17 protein-coding genes are annotated in these 17,587 nt (G+C 59.2%); 7 read left to right on the forward strand and 10 right to left on the reverse strand.

Annotation, left to right across the window (positions count from 1 at the left end):
- Positions 1-28: 28 nt before the first annotated feature.
- On the reverse strand, positions 29-655 hold the full coding sequence (gene gmk, locus AACR93_RS19410) for a guanylate kinase (protein ID WP_033115281.1): 627 nt from the start codon (positions 653-655) through the stop codon (positions 29-31).
- A 299-nt stretch (positions 656-954) separates the two neighbouring features.
- Positions 955-2,010, reverse strand: a complete 1,056-nt coding sequence (locus tag AACR93_RS19415; RefSeq protein WP_043851721.1) for a glycosyltransferase family 9 protein — start codon at positions 2,008-2,010, stop codon at positions 955-957.
- 200 nt (positions 2,011-2,210) lie between these two features.
- On the opposite strand from AACR93_RS19415, the gene AACR93_RS19420 reads away from it, so the two are divergent.
- A complete protein-coding gene (locus tag AACR93_RS19420; protein ID WP_043851722.1) occupies positions 2,211-2,924 on the forward strand; it encodes a 3-deoxy-D-manno-octulosonic acid kinase in 714 nt (237 codons plus the stop codon).
- Positions 2,925-2,994: 70 nt separating this feature from the next.
- Positions 2,995-3,858, forward strand: coding sequence for a GGDEF domain-containing protein (locus AACR93_RS19425; protein WP_043851699.1), 864 nt, complete (start codon positions 2,995-2,997; stop codon positions 3,856-3,858).
- 7 nt (positions 3,859-3,865) lie between these two features.
- On the opposite strand, the gene AACR93_RS19430 is transcribed toward AACR93_RS19425, so the two are convergent.
- Complete coding sequence (locus tag AACR93_RS19430) at positions 3,866-4,720, reverse strand: carboxylate/amino acid/amine transporter (RefSeq protein ID WP_043851700.1); 855 nt, start codon at positions 4,718-4,720, stop codon at positions 3,866-3,868.
- 40 nt (positions 4,721-4,760) lie between these two features.
- Here AACR93_RS19430 and AACR93_RS19435 point away from each other — a divergent pair, with 40 nt between their 5' ends.
- On the forward strand, positions 4,761-5,222 hold the full coding sequence (locus AACR93_RS19435; RefSeq protein WP_082044158.1) for a DUF6314 family protein: 462 nt from the start codon (positions 4,761-4,763) through the stop codon (positions 5,220-5,222).
- A 126-nt stretch (positions 5,223-5,348) separates the two neighbouring features.
- Here the strand turns inward: AACR93_RS19435 and AACR93_RS19440 are convergent, their stop codons facing one another.
- Together AACR93_RS19440 and AACR93_RS19445 are read right to left on the reverse strand one after the other, a co-directional pair.
- The gene (locus tag AACR93_RS19440; RefSeq protein ID WP_100652191.1) at positions 5,349-5,510 is read right to left on the reverse strand and encodes a hypothetical protein; all 162 of its coding nucleotides are present in this window, start codon (positions 5,508-5,510) and stop codon (positions 5,349-5,351) included.
- Positions 5,495-6,394: a DMT family transporter gene (locus AACR93_RS19445; RefSeq protein WP_043851701.1), complete on the reverse strand. Its 900-nt coding sequence runs from the start codon at positions 6,392-6,394 to the stop codon at positions 5,495-5,497. Before AACR93_RS19445 ends, AACR93_RS19440 begins: the two co-directional genes overlap by 16 nt.
- A 91-nt stretch (positions 6,395-6,485) precedes the next feature.
- Between AACR93_RS19445 and AACR93_RS19450 the strand changes: the two genes are divergently transcribed.
- Positions 6,486-7,445 (forward strand): LysR family transcriptional regulator, encoded by a 960-nt coding sequence (locus tag AACR93_RS19450; protein WP_043851702.1) that lies wholly within the window; start codon positions 6,486-6,488, stop codon positions 7,443-7,445.
- Here the strand turns inward: AACR93_RS19450 and trpS are convergent.
- Positions 7,424-8,437, reverse strand: a complete 1,014-nt coding sequence (gene trpS / locus AACR93_RS19455) for a tryptophan--tRNA ligase (RefSeq protein WP_043851703.1) — start codon at positions 8,435-8,437, stop codon at positions 7,424-7,426. The two genes, AACR93_RS19450 and trpS, sit on opposite strands and share 22 nt — an antisense overlap.
- A gap of 192 nt (positions 8,438-8,629) precedes the next feature.
- Positions 8,630-9,067, reverse strand: a complete 438-nt coding sequence (locus AACR93_RS19460) for a universal stress protein (protein ID WP_005339229.1) — start codon at positions 9,065-9,067, stop codon at positions 8,630-8,632.
- A gap of 411 nt (positions 9,068-9,478) precedes the next feature.
- Between AACR93_RS19460 and fabV the strand changes: the two genes are divergently transcribed.
- The 3 genes from fabV (at position 9,479) to AACR93_RS19475 (ending at position 12,618) form a co-directional block, all read left to right on the forward strand.
- The gene (fabV, locus tag AACR93_RS19465; RefSeq protein ID WP_043851704.1) at positions 9,479-10,666 is read left to right on the forward strand and encodes an enoyl-ACP reductase FabV; all 1,188 of its coding nucleotides are present in this window, start codon (positions 9,479-9,481) and stop codon (positions 10,664-10,666) included.
- Positions 10,667-10,758: 92 nt separating this feature from the next.
- Positions 10,759-11,283: a non-heme ferritin gene (gene ftnA / locus AACR93_RS19470; protein ID WP_041210835.1), complete on the forward strand. Its 525-nt coding sequence runs from the start codon at positions 10,759-10,761 to the stop codon at positions 11,281-11,283.
- Positions 11,284-11,433: 150 nt separating this feature from the next.
- Positions 11,434-12,618, forward strand: coding sequence for an NAD(P)/FAD-dependent oxidoreductase (locus tag AACR93_RS19475; protein ID WP_043851705.1), 1,185 nt, complete (start codon positions 11,434-11,436; stop codon positions 12,616-12,618).
- Between the two features lie 147 nt (positions 12,619-12,765).
- Here AACR93_RS19475 and AACR93_RS19480 read toward each other — a convergent pair whose 3' ends face one another.
- From AACR93_RS19480 to AACR93_RS19490, 3 genes are read right to left on the reverse strand one after another with little or no spacing between them, the layout of a single operon-like run.
- Positions 12,766-13,452 (reverse strand): fimbrial biogenesis chaperone, encoded by a 687-nt coding sequence (locus AACR93_RS19480; RefSeq protein ID WP_043851706.1) that lies wholly within the window; start codon positions 13,450-13,452, stop codon positions 12,766-12,768.
- A 2-nt stretch (positions 13,453-13,454) separates the two neighbouring features.
- Complete coding sequence (locus tag AACR93_RS19485; protein ID WP_197077976.1) at positions 13,455-15,080, reverse strand: hypothetical protein; 1,626 nt, start codon at positions 15,078-15,080, stop codon at positions 13,455-13,457.
- Entirely contained in the window at positions 15,080-17,527 is a 2,448-nt protein-coding gene (locus AACR93_RS19490) for a fimbrial biogenesis outer membrane usher protein (RefSeq protein ID WP_043851707.1), read from the reverse strand. The genes AACR93_RS19485 and AACR93_RS19490 overlap by 1 nt, the downstream gene beginning before the upstream one ends.
- Between the last annotated feature and the right edge of the window lie 60 nt (positions 17,528-17,587).

A 17,587-nucleotide genomic window follows, 5' to 3' on the forward strand; every position in this document is an offset into this window, starting at 1 on the left:
ATGACGCAAAAGTTTACTCGTTTTTGGCTTATTCTGCCAGTAACTGTTGCAGCAAGTTTTGTTGTGCCTGCTGTTGATGACGCATCTCCAGCCGTTGGCACTCAATAATGGCTCTGAGCTGGAACAGTGCCTGCTCGAACTCTTCATTGATAATCACGTAGTCATATTCGTCGTAGTGCACCATTTCGGCAATGGCTTTTGCCATCCGGCCGGCGATCACTTCTGCGCTGTCCTGACCGCGGCCAATCAGGCGGCGTTCCAGCTCTTCACGGCTGGGAGGCAGGATGAAGATGGACTTGGTCGGCATCAGTTCGCGGATCTGGCGGGCGCCCTGCCAGTCGATGTCGAGGAATACGTCGATACCCTGCGCCAGACAGGCTTCGATGGCGGCGCGGGAGGTACCGTAGTAGTTGCCGAATACCTCGGCCCACTCCAGAAAATCGCCGCGCTCGATCAGCTCCTTGAACTCTTCCACCTTGACGAAGTGGTAGTGGACGCCGTGCTCTTCGCCGGGACGGGTGGCGCGTGTGGTGTGGGAGACCGACAGCTGCATCTTGCCAGCTTGATTGTGGTTGGTCAGCAAGGCGTTGAGCAGACTGGACTTACCTGCGCCGCTCGGGGAGGAGATGATATAGAGAGTGCCTTGTTGCGCCATGTTATTACCTTTAATCGGAACCCGCATTTTGGTTGTAGCAGAGGCCGCCGTCTTGTGCCCGAAAGGGAGACAGCCAAACGCATGATGCGGATAAATTCTTGGATCAGGGGGATGTAAAGGCGGCGAATTTTAACAGAAGGTGGCGAATAAAAAAACGGCCGGAATCATATTCCGGCCGATCAAAGTGTTCGTAGCTTGTTGCGGGAGCGTAACCCACATCGGTCTTTATTCTGCCTGTCGCTCCGGCATGGGGCCATCAGGTTATCCCTGCCTCACTGCTCGGGATTTCCGAGCTGCTTTCAGTCAGGCAGGTGGCGATCGGCGCAGAGGCGATCGAAGGCGGCGATGACCTGCTCGCTGGTGATTTTGCTCATGGCGTCGGGATCCTTGAGACGGGTGCGCCAGCCAAGCTCGGCCAGCGGCTTGCCGGTCTCCTGCTCAATCAGGGTCTGATAGACGCTGACGACATAATCCCGGCAGAGATAGGGGCCGGTGCGGGCCGGATTGTGGTGGGCATAGAGGCCGATGACTGGTGTGCCTACTATGGTGGCCATATGGGTGGGGCCTGTGTCGGGGGCCAGCACCAGACTCGCCTCACCAATCAGCGCCAGCAGCTGCTTGAGGTTGGTCTGGCCAACCAGATCGACTGGTTTGCTTTGGCTGAGTTGCCGGATCTCGGCAGCCAGATCCCGCTCCAGTTTGGCTGGCCCGCCACAGAGATAGACCTGAAAACCCTTGCTGGCAGCGTGATCCGCCAGTGCGGCATAGCCCGCAGCCGTCCAGTTTTTGAACGCCTTGCTGGCGGCGGCGCAGATCAGCAGGGTCGGTTTGCCAGCAATCTTCTCTTTCGCCCAGGCTTGGTGTTCGGCGCTGATGGGCAGCTGCCAATCCGGGGTCAGATCCTTGATGCCGAGCTCTTTGGCAAAGGCGAGGAAACCGTCCAGCACGTGGGGAGAGGCGGGCGAGGGCACCTTGTGGTTGGTGAACAGCCACTGGCCGTCGTTAGCCCGCTCCCGATCAAACCCGAGTTTGACCCTGGCCTTGATGCCGAGGGTGGCGATGCTAGCGCGCATGGCCGCCTGCAGATGCAGCAGGGCATCAAACTGGCGTCCCCTGAGGGTCTGCCACAGGTCGCGATAGCCGCGCCACCCCTTGCTCTTGTCGAAGGGGATCACCTCGACACCGGGCAGATCGGCAAACAGGGTTGCCTCGATTTTTCCGGTGATCCAGGTGATGCGGGTTTGCGGCCACTCCCGCTGGATGACCCGTACCAGTGCCAGCGCGTGGCAGCAGTCGCCGATGGCGGAGAGCCGCAGAATGCAGATGGAGGAGGGAGGCGTTTGAAATAGCGGCATGATGTGGCGCACGGCTGGCAAAAAGGGTGGATGGCATTATGCAAACTCCCCTGTGGATTGTAAAATTGCGCGCAATCGTCAGCCGGGCTTTGCCACCCTAATAGCCGCCATGGCTGGCACATGTTGCGGGCATGCCACAGTCGCAGCCTCATCGCCCATACATAGGGGCGATCAACGACCCACCGAGCGGGATCTTCATGATGCTGATACAGACCGAACACAACCAGGTTTGCTGGTTTGCCGAAGGGGCCTTTCGCGACCCCACTTCCCAGTTATTCGAACCGGCCTGGTGGCAGAACAACCGTCAGGTGGTGGGAACCTCCATCGGTCGCGGTGTGACCTGGTTCGTCAAGGATGAGTCCCGCCATCTGGTGCTGCGCCACTACTATCGCGGCGGCATGGTGGGCAAGGTGGTGCGGGATCGCTTCTGGTTCGAAGGGGTCGAATCGAGCCGCGCCATGGCGGAATACACCCTGCTGGCCAAGTTGTGCGAACTGGGGTTGCCGGTGCCGCGTCCGTTCGGTGCGCGGATGGCCAAACAGGGCCCATTTTATCGCGCCGACATCCTGATCGAGCGTATTCGCGGTGCCAAGGACATGGTCGCCCTGCTCAAGCAGGGGCCGGTGGCCAGCGAGGTGTGGCACAAGATTGGCCAGACGGTGCGTCAGCTGCACGATGCCGGGATTTACCACGCCGATCTCAACAGCCACAACCTGCTGCTCGATCAGGATGAGAAGGTGTGGGTGATCGACTTCGACAAGGGGGCGATCCGCTCCCCCGGCGAGTGGCAGAAGGGCAATCTGGAGCGGCTGTTGCGCTCCTTCAACAAGGAGTCCCAACTGCACACCAGCTTCCACTTCGTACCGGATAACTGGCAGACCCTGATGGAGGGTTATCACGGAAAAGCGAGCTGACCCTGTTGCTCGCCGCCATGGCCAATGTTACTTATGAATCAGCTCTTCAGATTCGGTTTCGAGGTGCCCCATGGAAATGCTCAAGACACCTTTGGTGGATGTCACCGCCCGGCTTGATCCGGGTCTGCTGTTCGATGCCATGGCGCTGCTGGAGGCGGGGATCTGGACCTGGTCCCCGCAACAGGGACTGCGCCGCGACCCCTCCTGCCTGCGCCTGCTGGGGCTTGGCGATAGCTGGCCGGATGATCTCGGCTGGCTGGAGCGGGTGCATCCCGATGACGTTGCCCGGCTGGCTGATGCCCTGAGCGCTTGCCAGAGCGGCCGCAGCAGCGGTCTGCGCCTCGAATATCGTATTCTTCACCACCACGGCCACTACATCCGGCTGGAAGAGCGGATCCGCCGTGATGAGCGGGGCCATCTGCTTGGCGTGGTGCGCCATCTCGATCCCGCCGTGGTGCTGGTGGAAGAGCGGCACGGTACCGATCCACTGACCGGGCTGGAGAGTCGCAGCCGCTTCGAGCAACTGCTGGAGGAGAGGCTGTTGGCCGAGGGGGGGAGCTTCAGTCTGCTGCAGTTTTCCGTCGATCACATGGCCAAAATCCGCCAGCTCTTTGGCGAGGCCGCTTGTGACGCCATGCTGGCCAAGCTGGCGCGCATCGTGCGTCACGAGCTGCGCCGCGAAGATCCCTTCGCCCGCTGGGATGAGGATGGCTTTATTCTGATGCTATCCCGCACCGAGCGGATGAAGGGGCTGGAGATTGCCGAACGGCTGCGCCTCGAGATTGCCGACGCCAGCCTGCTGCCACAGCGGCCGGTGACCGTCAGTATCGGGCTGGTACAGAGCCAGCCCGGCGAGCAGCTTGACCATCTGCTGGCCCGTCTGGCCACCTGCCACGGTCAGGCCAGACGGGAGCGCAACGCCGTCGTCGGCTAGTTGCCACTCAGGATGAAGTGACCTTGCGATGCTGGCACACCTTGAGGGATGCCAGCATCAGCACGCCGCCGATGGCCAATCTGGTCAAATCGGTATCCTTGCCCCAGATCAGCAGATTGACCAGCAGACCGGCCGGAATGAGCGCATTGTTCATGATGGCGAGCACCCCACTGCTGACCAGCGTCGCCCCCTTGTTCCACAGGAAGTATCCCAGCCCGGAAGCGCCCACCCCCAGCCAGAGCAGAATGCCCCACTGCAGCCCGCTGGTCGGGTACTGGGGTTTGCCCAGCAACCACCAGGCGGGCAGGGCGATCACCAGTGCTCCCAGATAGAAGCAGCCGAAAATCGCCAGCTGTGGCGGTTGCTCCGCCTCCCTTGCCAGCAGTACCTTGTAGCCCACCTGACCCATGGCAAAGCAGAGGTTGGCCCCCTGTACCACCAGAAAGCCCAGCGCATAACTCTCGGTCAGCCCGTCAAAGCGGATCACGGCTGCACCGGCGACGGCCAGCAGGGCTCCCCACAGATAGGCGAGGTTGAAGCGCCGCTCAAGCAGGTCGTGGAGCAGGGTGACGTAGATGGGGGTGAAGATGGTAAAGACCAGCACTTCCGGTACCGTCAGCAGCAGAAAGGAGTGGTAGTAGAAGAGATACATAATGCCGAGCTGGATGGCGCCCAGCGCCATGAGTTTGGCCACCAGAGCGGGTCGCAGCCAGCGGCGGCGCAGGAAGGGCAGAAACACCAGACTGGCGAGAGCGATGCGGGTCAGCACCGAAAAGTAGGCATCCACCTGACCGGCGAGGTAGACCCCGATCAGGCTGAAGGAGAATGACCAGAGCAGGGTGACCCCTATCAAGTAGTTCATGTGGTTGATTTGTCATCAGTTGTCAATTTTTGAGGGGGCTATGATGGCCGAGATGGAAGCGGCAATCCAGCGTTTATGGGCACGATTGCCACAGGTCGGAGCATTTGGCTTCACCGCCAGCAATGGCGAGGGGTCGGCGACCGACTGGAATGGTCGCGGCGAAGGGGTTGTGGCGGTGACCGATCATCAGGGTGGCTGGCTCTTCAGCGAGCAAGGGAGCTACACCACTCCCCATGGTCGGGTGCTCACCATGCACAACCGTTTCTGGTGGCAGCGTAGTGAGCGGGGGATCCGCCTTTCTCACCTGCGTTATGAAGCGCCGGTCGAACTGTTCGAGCTGCTGCCGCAAGGAGATGGCCGCTGGCTGACCGCCGAGCCCCATCTGTGCGGGGCGGATCACTATCGCGCCGAGCTGACCGAGATCGATGACGGTTTTCTGCTGAGCTGGCAAATCACCGGCCCGCGCAAGAACGAGCGGATCGACTACCGCTACCGGATGTGAGTGGCGGCAAACGGGCATAAAAAAACCGGCGCAGAGCGCCGGTAGCGGGGGACAAATCGGAGGTTTTTTAAAACAGTCCCAAAAAACAGGAGAGATGAACTCTCTTCACACACTCAGAAAAGCGATTCAGGCATTCAGGGCATAGCTCAGCATGGCTTGCAGCTTGCTATCGAAAAACCAGGGCAGCAGTACCATCAACAGCCCCAGCATGCCCGCCAGTCGCTGGCGATACTGCCAGCCGGCAATCAGGACCAGACCGCCGCACAGGGTGGTCAAGATGCCTGACATAGGGTTGCCTCACGTTGTACACGACGCTGCTGGGCCCACTGGTTCATGGCGACCGAGCCGAGGATCAGAGCCAGTGCCACGCCGGTGGTGGGGTGGATCTGTTCGCCGAGGAACAGGGCGCCCAGCATCACGCCGAACAGCGGCACCAGATAGTTGCTGAAGGAGGCGAATGTCGGGCCGGCCTTCTGGATCAGCGCCATGTAGAGGAAGTAGACCAGACCGGTACAGAGGGTACCCAGCACGGTAATGGCGCTCAGGGCCTGGCTGCTCGGCAGAGTCAGGCTGCTCACGTCAACCATGAACGGGGCAACCAGCAGCAACTGGGTGGCCGAGGAGATCAGGATATTGCGGGCAACGACCACTGGGTGATCCTTGGCGAAGCGCTTGATCATCAGCAGACCGATGGCGAAGCAGCTGGCGCCCAGCAGGATGGCCATGGCACCGAGCAGACCGGCGTTCATGCCCTGGGAGAGTTTTGGCCAGAACAGGGTGAGCACACCGGCAAAGCCGATGATCACGGAGAGCAGACCGGTTTTGGTGATTCTTTCACCAGAAATAAACAGCGGTGCAGCCAGAATTGTCACAAACGGGATACAACCCATGACCACGGCAGCGATGGCGCTATCCACATACTGCTGGCCCCAGGCGACCATGATGAAGGGGATGGTGGCATCCAGCAGGGCGATCAGCATGTAGGTACGCCACGGGGTGTTTTCACTCTTGAGACGCATGAACAGGCAGAGCAGACCCAGGGTCAGGCTGCCGCACAGGGCACGACCCGCAGCCACCAGAATGGGAGGCAGCTCGGCAACGGCCTGGTGCATGAAAATGAACTGGGAACCCCACAGCAGGCCGATGGCCAGCAATAACAGATAGCTACGCATTTTAATCTCCGATGTATTAAGCCTGCGCATTCTAGGTAATCTGTTACTATGGTAAAAATGAATTGTCGGCATTCAACTATGGCTAATATCGATGGATAGCTCTCTCTCCCGCCTCGACCTCAACCTGCTGGCGGTATTCGACATGCTGATGCAGGAGCGCAACGTCACCCGCGCCGCCGAACGGCTGCATTTATCCCAATCCACCGTCAGCCATGCGCTGGGTCGGTTGCGGATCGCGCTGGATGACCCTCTCTTCGTGATGAGCCGACGGGAGATGATGCCGACCGAGCGGGCCAAGGCGTTGGCCGGGCCGGTGCGGCAGGCGCTGGCGATGCTGGAGCAGGGGGTGCGGCAGGCCAAGGGATTCGAACCCGCCAGCGCGCGGCGGATTTTCCGCATCGCCACCCCGGGTTCGGTAGAGCACGGGCTGGTGCCGTTGCTGGTGGATCGCTTGTTCCGCGCAGCGCCCCACTGCCGGCTGGAGGTGTGCGAACTGGCCGACAGCGACTACGAGCGGGAGCTGGAGAAGGGGGAGCTGGATCTGGTGATCGGTTTTGCCGGTGCCAACCACCTCTCGCCCCGTCTCTGGCGCGAGGAGTGGTTCAGCAATCCGCTGGTCTGCCTGTCGCCCCTTGGCAGCGAGCTGCCCGATCTGTTGACTCCGGTCGAGCTGGTGAGCCGCCCCCATATCCACACCTCCAGCTGGGGCCACAGCCAGGCGATGGTGGAGCTCTGGCTGGCCCGCTTCGGGGTGGAGCGGGAGCTGGGGGTCAGGTTACCGAGCTTTATGGCGGTGCCGCCGCTGATGGCGACCGGCCGCTATCTGGTGGTGGTGCCCGAGATGATCGGGCGCCACTTCTGCCGCTACTACCCGCTGCGGATGCATCAGCTGGATCCGGAGATCCCCATCGTCTATCTGATGGCGGGCCACCCGCTGACCGCCCATGACGAGGCGATCAGCTGGTTCAAGAGCCTGCTGCACCAGCTGGTGTACGACCTCTACGGCGCCGATGCGCTCGGTACGCCCACTCAGCGGATGCTGGCGAAGTAGTTGAGCCCCATGGCGCTTTTCACCTCCGCCAAGACCTCATCGGTGATGATGCGGGCCTGCTCGGTGCCCTGATAGAGCAGTTCCAGCAGCATCTTCTTGTCGGTGATGGCCGCGGCCCGGCGCTCCCGCATCGGGGCAAGCAGGGTCTGCAGGCAGTCGTTCAGTACCTGTTTGCAGCGCATATCGCCCAACCCGCCGCGCCGGTAGTGCGCCTTCATCTCGGCTACCAGCTCTTTGTCCGGATGGAAGGCATCGAGATAGGCGAACACCGTATTCCCCTCCACCTGACCCGGATCGCTCACCTTGAGGTGGTTGGGGTCGGTATACATGGCGAACACCGCCTGTTTGACCTCTTCCGCCGACATGCCGAGCTCTATGGTGTTGCCGAGCGACTTGGACATCTTGGCCTTGCCGTCGATGCCGGGCAGGCGGCCGGTGTCGCTCAGGATCGGTTGGCATTCGGTCAGCACCTCTTTGCCCACCAGTGAGTTGAAGCGGCGGACGATCTCGTTGGTCTGCTCCAGCATCGGCAGCTGATCTTCCCCGACCGGCACATGGCTGGCGCGAAAGGCGGTGATGTCGGCGGCCTGACTCACCGGATAGACCAGAAAACCGGCTGGCAGCGTGCGTTCGAACCCTTTTTGCTGGATCTCCGCCTTGACGGTGGGGTTGCGCTCCAGCCGGGCGACGCTGACCAGATTGAGGTAGTAGCAGGTGAGCTCGGCGAGGGCGGGCAGGGCGCTTTGCAGACAGAAGGTGGTCTTGGCCGGGTCGAGGCCGACCGCCAGATAGTCGGCCATTACCTCCAGCACATTGTCGGTCACCTTGGCCGGATTGTGGCCGTTGTCGGTCAGCGCCTGCAGATCGGCGATCATCACGAATTGACGGTAGTGGTGCTGGGCTTCGACGCGCTGGCGCAGGGAACCGACATAGTGGCCGATGTGCAGTTTGCCGGTGGGACGATCGCCAGTCAGGATAACGGGGTTGTGCATGTCACTCTCTCCAGTTGGGTGAGCCGGGAGGCGACAAAGGGATAAAAACAGTTGACCGCCTCTCGGCGGTCACGGTGTTTTCTTTGGGAAATTTACAATAGAAACGCGGTGCCGCCTGTTTAAGAGCAGCACCACCAGTAGTTGTGATTGAATGAGGTCATATTCATGGCAAATCACACTACGCCTGTTTGATCACTTCTGCAAGGGAACGACCAGCAGATCGCAGGGCACAGTATTCATCAGCTGACGGGCGCTCGAGGTGAGCAGGCTCCAGAAGCTCTGGCGATGGCCGCACACCAGCAGATCGATCTCGTACTCCTTGACCGCCTGATTGACTCGCTCGCTCAGATCGCCGCAGATAACCAGCTTCTTCTCGATGGGGTAGTCCACCGAGGCGAGGAAGGCCTCCAGCTTCTCTTTCGCTTCAGCGATCACCTGATCCTGCACGTTGTCGATGTCGATATCGATCATTTCGGTGTAGAGATCCTTGAGGTCCACATCGACATGGATAACCGACAGCTTGGCGCCGTTGGAACGGGCTCTGTCCACCGCCTTGTCGATCACCTTGCGGTTATCTTCCGACAAGTCGATCGCGGCCAGAATGTGCTTGTAATAGGTTGTACCACTCATGGGATGTCTCCTTACCGATCCTTCACTCACTATACCAATCTCTGCTGAAACTAAAATGGTGCCTTGGGCACAGTTTAGGGATTTGAACGAGTTTAATTTCCAGCAGGTGGTTGCAATTGACTCAATTAATAATCACTTTTTGCTCGTAAATTAAACAGGAGTTTGAGCCAGGTCACACCCACTCTATTGCCCGCAGCCGGTGAGAGGCATAGGATGTGCCCGTGCTTCGCAATGAACACAAAACAACAAAAAGCATCTGAATACCGCTTTGGGGAGCCACGTGCTCCCTTTTGTTTTTCTGCCTCATTTCCTGCTGCTTTTCTTGCCGTTTTCTTGCTGATAGAGATCCGGCATCAAGTTAATCTCCCGCGACTTGTTTATGCTGTAGCCAGTTTCTTTGGAGGCCTTCTCATGATCATTCATCCGCAGATCCAGGGCTGTGTTGCCCGCAACTGTCACCCCATCGGCTGCCGCGCCGCCGTGCAACAGCAGATCGAACGCATCAAGGCCGCTGGCCCGTTCAGCGGGCCCAAGCGGGTGCTGGTGCTGGGGGCCTCCTCCGGGTTCGGGCTGGCGTCGCGCATTGCGCTCGCCTTCGGTGCCGGTGCCGACACCATTGGCATCTCGTTCGAGCGTGGCCCCTCCGACAAGGGGCTGGGCAGTGCCGGTTGGTACAACAACATCTGGTTTCGCAAGGAGGCGGAGCAGGAGGGTCGCATCGCCATCAACCTGATCGGTGATGCCTTCTCCGACGGCATGCGCCAGCAGGCCATCGACACCATCCGCCAGCAGCTGGGGCAGGTGGATCTGGTGATCTATTCGCTCGCGAGCGGCATTCGGGTGCTGCCCGACGGCACGCAGGTGCGCTCGGTGCTCAAGACTACCGGCCAGCCGTTCAGCGGCTGGGGGCTGGATCTGGAGCGCGATACGCTGGTGCAGCAGTCGCTGGCGCCCGCCACGCCGGAGGAGATCCGCGATACCGTCACCGTGATGGGGGGCGAGGATTGGCAGCTCTGGATGCAGGCGTTGCAGCAGGCGGATTGTCTCGCGCCCGGCGCGCAAACCGTGGCCTACTCCTACATTGGCCCGGAATCCACCTATCCCCTCTATCGGGATGGCACCATCGGTTATGCCAAGGAACATCTGCACGCCACCGCCGAGACCATCAACCTGCAGCTGGCCGAGATCGGTGGCCACGCCTGGGTGTCGGTTTGCAAGGCGCTGGTGACCAAGGCGAGCGCCTATATTCCGGTGCTGCCGGTTTATCTCGGCCTGCTGATGGGGGTGATGAAGGAGCGCGGTGTACACGAAGGTTGTATCGAGCAGATGCAGCGACTGTTCGCCGCCAAGATGTATGGGCCTAATGGGGTGGTGGCTGATGGCAACCGACTGATCCGGATAGATGACCACGAGCTTGACCCGGCCATTCAGGCCGCCGTTTCGGCGCTCTGGCCCAAGGTGACGCCGGACAATTTCCACGGGCTGGGGGATTTTGCCGGGTTGCGGCAGGATTTCATGCAGCTCAACGGCTTCGAGTTGCCGGGCGTCGATTACGGTGCGCCGGTGGACGTCGCCTCCCTTGGCGAGCTGACACCCTGAGTTGGCAGGAACGGGATCCCCCTCTCTCTGGCGGGTTGATTCATGGCCGGAGTGTGGCGACAATCGATACCAAATCACTGAGGAGAAACAAGATGTTGGCCAAAGCCATGATCGAGAAGTTGAACGAGCAGATTAACCTGGAGTTCTACTCCTCCAATCTCTATCTGCAGATGAGCGCCTGGTGTGAAGACAAGGGTTTCGAGGGGGCTGCCACCTTCCTGCGCCAGCACGCCGTCGAGGAGCGCCAGCATATGGAGCGTCTGTTCACCTACGTGAGCGAGACCGGCGCCATGCCCAAGCTGGGCGCCATCGATGCCCCTCCCCATGAGTTCAAGTCGCTGGGCGACGTGTTCCGTACCACCCTGGAGCACGAGTACCACATCACCAAGTGCATCAATGGTCTGGCCCACGTAGCCTTCACTACTCAGGACTACTCCACTTTCAACTTTCTGCAGTGGTATGTGGCCGAGCAGCATGAAGAGGAGAAGCTGTTCAAGAGCATCGTCGACCGTCTCGGTCTGGTGGGTGAAGATGGCAAAGGCCTCTACTTCATCGACAAGGAGCTGGCCGAACTGGCCAAAGGCGCTCCGGCCAGCATCATGGACAGCAACGCCTGATAGTCGTGGACACTTAGTGTTCAGCCAGTACAATAACGGCCCTTTTAAGGGCCGTTGTTTATTCTGGTGGGCAGCCACTATGGTTGTGTTCCGCCAGAGGCAATCTCGGTTCTGGCCAGGTGCCGTTTCTATTTTGATAAGTGAGTGATGATGAAGCAGGTCGATGTGGTGGTGATCGGGGCCGGTGCGGCCGGATTGATGTGTGCGGCGCAGGCGGGCTACCGGGGCCGCTCGGTGCTGGTGCTCGATAACGCCAAGAAGCCGGGCCGCAAGATCCTCATCAGTGGCGGTGGCCGCTGCAACTTCACCAACCATCAGGCTGGCGCTCACGCCTACCTGTCGGAAAATCCCCACTTCAGCAAGTCGGCGCTGGCCCGCTACACCCAGCAGGACTTTATCGATCTGGTGGATCGCCACGGGGTTAACTATCACGAGCGCACCCTGGGGCAGCTGTTCTGTCTCGAGAGTGCCAAGGATATCGTCGATGTGCTGCTAACCGAGTGCGACTGGGCCGGGGTGACCCTGCAGTTCCAGACCGAGATCCTCACCGTCAGCAAACAGGACGAGGGCTTTGTGTTGACGACCAGCAAGGGTGAGATCGGCTGTCACTCGCTGGTGGTGGCGACCGGCGGTCTCTCCATGCCCAAGCTGGGCGCGACCCCGTATGGCTTCAAGCTGGCGGAGCAGTTCGGCCTCAAGGTGCTGCCGACCCGCGCAGGGCTGGTGCCCTTTACTCTCCATCAGGCCGAGAAAGAGGCGTTTGCCGATCTGGCGGGCATCAGCCTGCCGGTGGCGGTGACCGCCGAGGATGGCACCCGCTTCAAGGAGGCGATGCTGTTCACCCACCGCGGCCTCTCCGGCCCCGTCATCCTGCAGATCTCCTCCTACTGGCACGCGGGTGAGAAGATCCACATCAACCTGCTGCCGGAGCTGGATATTCCGGCTGCCTTGCGCGAATGGGCGCTGGTGCATCCGGCGCAGGAGCTGAAAACCGTGCTGGGGCGCGAGCTGCCCAAGCGCTTCGTCGACAAGCTGGTGGAGCTGGGTCAGCTGGCCAGCAAGCCGATGCGCCAGTACAACGAGCGGGAACTTGAGGCGATCGCCAACCTGCTGGGTGACTGGCAGATCCTGCCCAACGGCACCGAGGGGTATCGCACCGCCGAAGTGACCCTGGGCGGCGTCGATACCAACGAGCTCTCCTCCAAGACCATGGAGGCGCGCAAGGTGCCCGGCCTCTACTTCATCGGCGAGGTGGTGGATGTGACCGGCTGGCTCGGTGGCTACAACTTCCAGTGGGCCTGGTCCTCCGGCTGGGTGGCCGGACAGTTTTGTTGAGCGGAGTTTGTGTTGGACGGGGGAAAATTAATATAGAAGTTTTGTTCTCACATCATGTGCCGCCAGTGCCTGATCGCTGCGCGGCTGGCGACACTGTTGTCCGATGGTCAGGGCATTGTTCAATCCCGGGAGCTTGGTCGTGAGCGGCTAGTCAGGCCAGCAATCCTTGCCGACCGGAATGAACCGGGATTGGTAGACGATCAGCTTCTGGTTGCCTGCTTGGCCGATCCTCGGGTTCTGGTAGGTCTCGCCGGGCAACAGGTATTTGCTGTCTGCCTCGCTGTCCGCCTGCTGACACCCCCGTTTCACCATGAATTCGAAGTAGGTGTTGCCGGTATTGGTAATGCTGCTCCTTGCCGGGGCCAGCTGGTATTGAAAACGCACCTGGCGCGGGCGTACCACCAGGGTCGATTGCAGCGCGAGTTTCATCTCCAACGCACCACGGCGCCTGGCCTGGCCACTTTCATCAAGCTGGGCCGCCGGTGACTCGGTGAAAGTGATGCGATAGTAACGCTCCTGACCATCCGCCGGCCCTTTGTAGTAGAGCTTGACGTTCTGCATGCGCTTGGCGTGCAGCGTGAAGCGCTTGGGGGCGAACAGCAGCTCGCCAGGCACCGTCGGGACGCTTGTCCCCGTGGCAGTGGGATTGCTGATTTTTTCCATCTGCACTTCGTAGACCTTGGGCGAGCCACTGTTGTTGGTGACGGTCCGGGCGATGAACTCTTCGTTCGGTGCCATGGCAATCGTCATGGCGCCGATGTCGATGGCCATGGCCTGTGAGCTCAGCGTGCTGGCCAGCAAGAGCCAGAAAATGCGATGCGTGTCGTTCTTCATGATCAGCGCCAGGTCCCTTTGATGGTAATGGTACCGCTTTGCTGTACTTCCCCTTCCCACAGGTCGTTGCCAATGGTTCGTTGCACCATGGGATCAGTCAGATCAAATTCCAGCGCCAGCTTGTAGAATCGGGTAATGCCTTTACCGTTGACGGGATCGTTCCACTCTTGTGGTGGTTGGTTGTCTTTTATGCCCAAGGCTCGGATATCTACCGAGTGTCCGCCACATTCAATGGCATGCTGGGAAGCGGCACCATGAGTCCCTGAATCAAACACCAGCCTTGTCGGGATTGGCACGGCCTGCTCGGATGATACCTTCCCGGCAGGGTAAAAAGTGCAATGCCCTTGATAAGGAGCGCCTTGGTCTTGCGAAATAGATATTTCGAGCAGATCGGCACTAATTGGGCCACTATCAGAAATATTGTAGGGAAAAGTCAGAATATCTTTTCCAACGCTGCCTTCCCTGTAAGGTGTGGTTATACCATCGGATGACAGAATCGATACGCTGAAGTCCCGTGGCTTGATATGTATCTCGGTTGTGCCACTGAACTCATAGTATCCACTCTCAGGTGCATATCCATTTTTCATATTGAAGTTGATCAGGCTACGAGTAAGTTGTTCCTGCAGGCCCAACCTCACCACTTGTTTGAAGAAATTGCTTGATAGGAACAGATATACAGAGGATTGCCCCCTGAGGTTGCTGATATTATGGCGATAACCCTTGTATGCCCAATTCTTGAGATCCGCACTCATTTGCAAATCGGTGACGCCAATGGCGCTATTCAATGAGCTATTTCTGACATTGGTATACATATACGGTTCGATATAATTTTGGCTGCCGTCGTCATTGAATTTGTAGTCAAGGAACCGACATAAAATGCCGTCTTGATTGCCTAGACGATAGTTTTCACAGCCTTGAGAGCCAGGCAAGACATAAGGTATGCCATTGCTGTCAACAATGACTTCGCTAATCGCATTGGTTTGTACGAAGCGCAGATGACCAGCCTTCTTGTGCTGCATGTTTCTCACGTACCAGTAGCCACTGTTCTGATTGATACAGCGCTCTCCAGCCGCCGCGTCGTATTTGAGCGTGGTCATGCACAAGTTCATTTCTCTGTTCAAAATGGCTCCAACTGGCATGGTGCGCAGATAGTCAAAAAAACTCGCGCTGAGCTTGCCGTGCCCCCATCCCGCGGATGCGCCAATGAGACCGAAAAAGCCAAGGTCATCAACCACGGCGGGTTTGTTGACCGCTTCTGCCGTGTCGGGATCACAGCGGGTATATGTCATGATGCAGCGCTGGTTGACATAAGGACGACGGATCGGGCCGTTTTCCCACATGTCGACGTTCCAATTGTTAATATCGGTGTTGTATCCATTATCAACATACGCCAGGCTCACTTGCCCATTCCCTTTAAGGGAGGTCCAAGCATTTGCACCGGTCAAACGTGGATCTAATCCGTCGGTAGGTGCCACAAATAGGTTGTTGTCTTCTTGGTTTTCAATAAACAGAAAGTTTCGTAGCGGAGCATTTGGCCAGACAGTTTTGGATACTGCGGCACTGGCCTGCGAGGTCCAGTTGGTGGCAATTACCATCGCCAACAGCCATTTATATGTGGGATTCATCATCAGTACTCTCTCACCATGGCATAGGTGGGCAGCCCCTGGCAGGTAATGATGCCTACCCAGGCGGCGCCGGTGTGTGTTTCAAGATCGAGTTCGGCTTCACAGAAGTCATTCCCCTGGCGGAAGGTCAGCATGGGGTTGGCTTTATCTACATCCAGCGAGAACTCGCCAGCTTCGTTGGTCACCGTGGTGCCGATATGGTTGTCGATGCGGGCATTGGCCAGTAAGGAACCGTCTTCTGCCCTGAGTATGCCGAAGACAGTCACCATCTCCTTGATCGTGCCGCTCGCATCCAGGCTGGCCACGTTGCCGGGAAACAGGGTGTAGCGCTGCTTGCCGGTATTGATGTCGTAGCTGTCCTTGCCCCGCTTGCTGTTGAGCAGCTCTATCTCGTATTCCCCGTAAGGGGGGAGGGCGAGGAAGGTCTGCTCGCCCTGCAGGGGGTAATCCTGTCCGTTGACCTTGGCGAGCATCTGTCCTTGGCGATCGATCCCGGTATTGATGATCAAGCCGGACCCCGAGGAGTTGCGGCTAGAGGCGACCAGTGCATCCTCGGTGGTGACCAGGGCACCGCGCGCAATCAGGTTGCCATTCATGTCGCCACCATGGCCGCGGCCTAGCGTCATGGTGCCGCCGATGACCCTGTTCTCGAACCCGAGTGTGCCGGAGAGCGCCATATTGTGTTCATCACTGCCGTGCATTATGCGCGAGGCATTGAACGAGGCTAGATTGATGACGCTGTCCATGCGTTTCTGGTAGTTGAGGTTGGCCGTGGTCTGGCCCTGCTCGTTGCTGCTCATGCCAAAGCTGAACAGGTTGTCGAACGGGATCGAGTAATCCAGCGTGATGCTCTTGTTGTTGAATCCGTTGAGCGTACCGCTGTCGCTTTGCAGGCTGGCGCGCAGTGACAGGTTGCCGTATTTGCCAGCATAAAGGTGCTGGTAGTAATCGGCATAACTGCGATCGCTGTTCATCTGGCGGTCGTGCAGGGTGTTGAAGGTGAGCTGGCCGAGACCGCTGACCCAGCCACCCAGATTGAGCGTGATACCGGCGGAGTAGAGTTCGGCGCTGCTCACCGTCAGGGCGCTGCCAGTCTCGAGTTTCTCCTGGCTGAGCCACAGGGAGGCATTGTCATGGGCCTGCAGGGCGAGGCTGGATGCGAATCGCCACGATTGGTCGGAGGCCAGCATGCTTTGCAACTGGGCGCTGATACGATCGGTTGCCTGCCAGTTTGCACGGGCTTCACCTACCGCTGCATCCTTAAAGGCATAGGTTGTGGTGGCAAGTTCCAGAGTATCCAGCGAACGTGCCAGCGATACTCCCAGCAGCGGTGAATCGCCGTTGTTCTGGGCGCCTTCCATCATGCCTCCCCACCATTGCCATCCCCACTCCTGAGTAAAGCCCAGGCTACCGCCCAACTTGGTGACACGCTGGGTCGTTGTGCTGGTCAGCCGTCCATCGACATAGACTTCGACCGTGACGTTGTAGACGCCACTGGGAAACGCCGAGGTGTCGATATTCTGGTTGCCGATAGCCAGGTTCTGCAGACTGATCAGGCGATCCTCACGGTACACCCTGACCTCGCCATTGGCAGGCATGAAGACTTGTACCGGGGTGGTGGATGTGTCGGCTTTCTGTTTACGTGACTGGGCCTGGTTGCCATACGATGCCCCATAAATGCGGCCAGTACTCAGGCCGGTCACCACCCCCAGCGTCTGCAGATCCCAGGTCGAGACCATGCCGGCCGCGATGCGGCGATCGTCAAGATCCCGTTCGTACATGGCACGATAGATGTCACCGCTCTGTTCTGGCTCCCCAAGGTTGTAGAGGGAGGCGTCCAGCGCCATGTGATGGGCGCCCATCCCGACGGTACTGTCCAGTTGCAGGAAGTTGGAGTCGCTGTGACCGTTTTGCCGATTGCTGTTGAAGGAGTAGCCCAGATTGTAGCGATGCACCCCGGTCAGGGCGTCAACGGTCGGAGTCAAGGTCACCCGGTTGTCCGGTTGCCTGGCCCGGCCGAATGCATCGCGTGAAACTCGAATCGTCAGCAACATGGCCACCAGGTCAAGCTGCATGCTGGTGTTGGCAGCTATCTGCAAGCTGCCCTCGGCAGAAAACGTGCGCTTCTCTTTGCTGGCGAGCATGGTGGTCAGCTGGTCGTTGAGCAGACCTTGCTGCTGGCCAGCACCAAAATCGATGTGCAGCAGATGCAGCTTGCCGTCCTGCAGCAGCAGGGTGGCATTGCCGATCGGGTTATCGGTCAGGGTGTCGAGCCGGTATTTTTCATCCGTGTACTGCAGACGTACGGGAACAGCCAGCCCTTCTGCCAGAGCCTGGGCAAAACTGGCCGGAATGATGACGTTGGCGATCTTGAGTGGCGCCGCGCTGTTGGCCGAGGCGGAGACCACCATCAGCAATGAGAGCGGCAACAAGCAGGTTTTCTTCAACATATCACGCACCATGGTTTCAGATTTCGGCAAAACAACACCGCCACTCGACCGGGTGGTGAA

Origin of the sequence: Aeromonas sp. L_1B5_3, from assembly GCF_963866575.1 — a bacterium.
Taxonomy (GTDB): domain Bacteria; phylum Pseudomonadota; class Gammaproteobacteria; order Enterobacterales; family Aeromonadaceae; genus Aeromonas; species Aeromonas jandaei.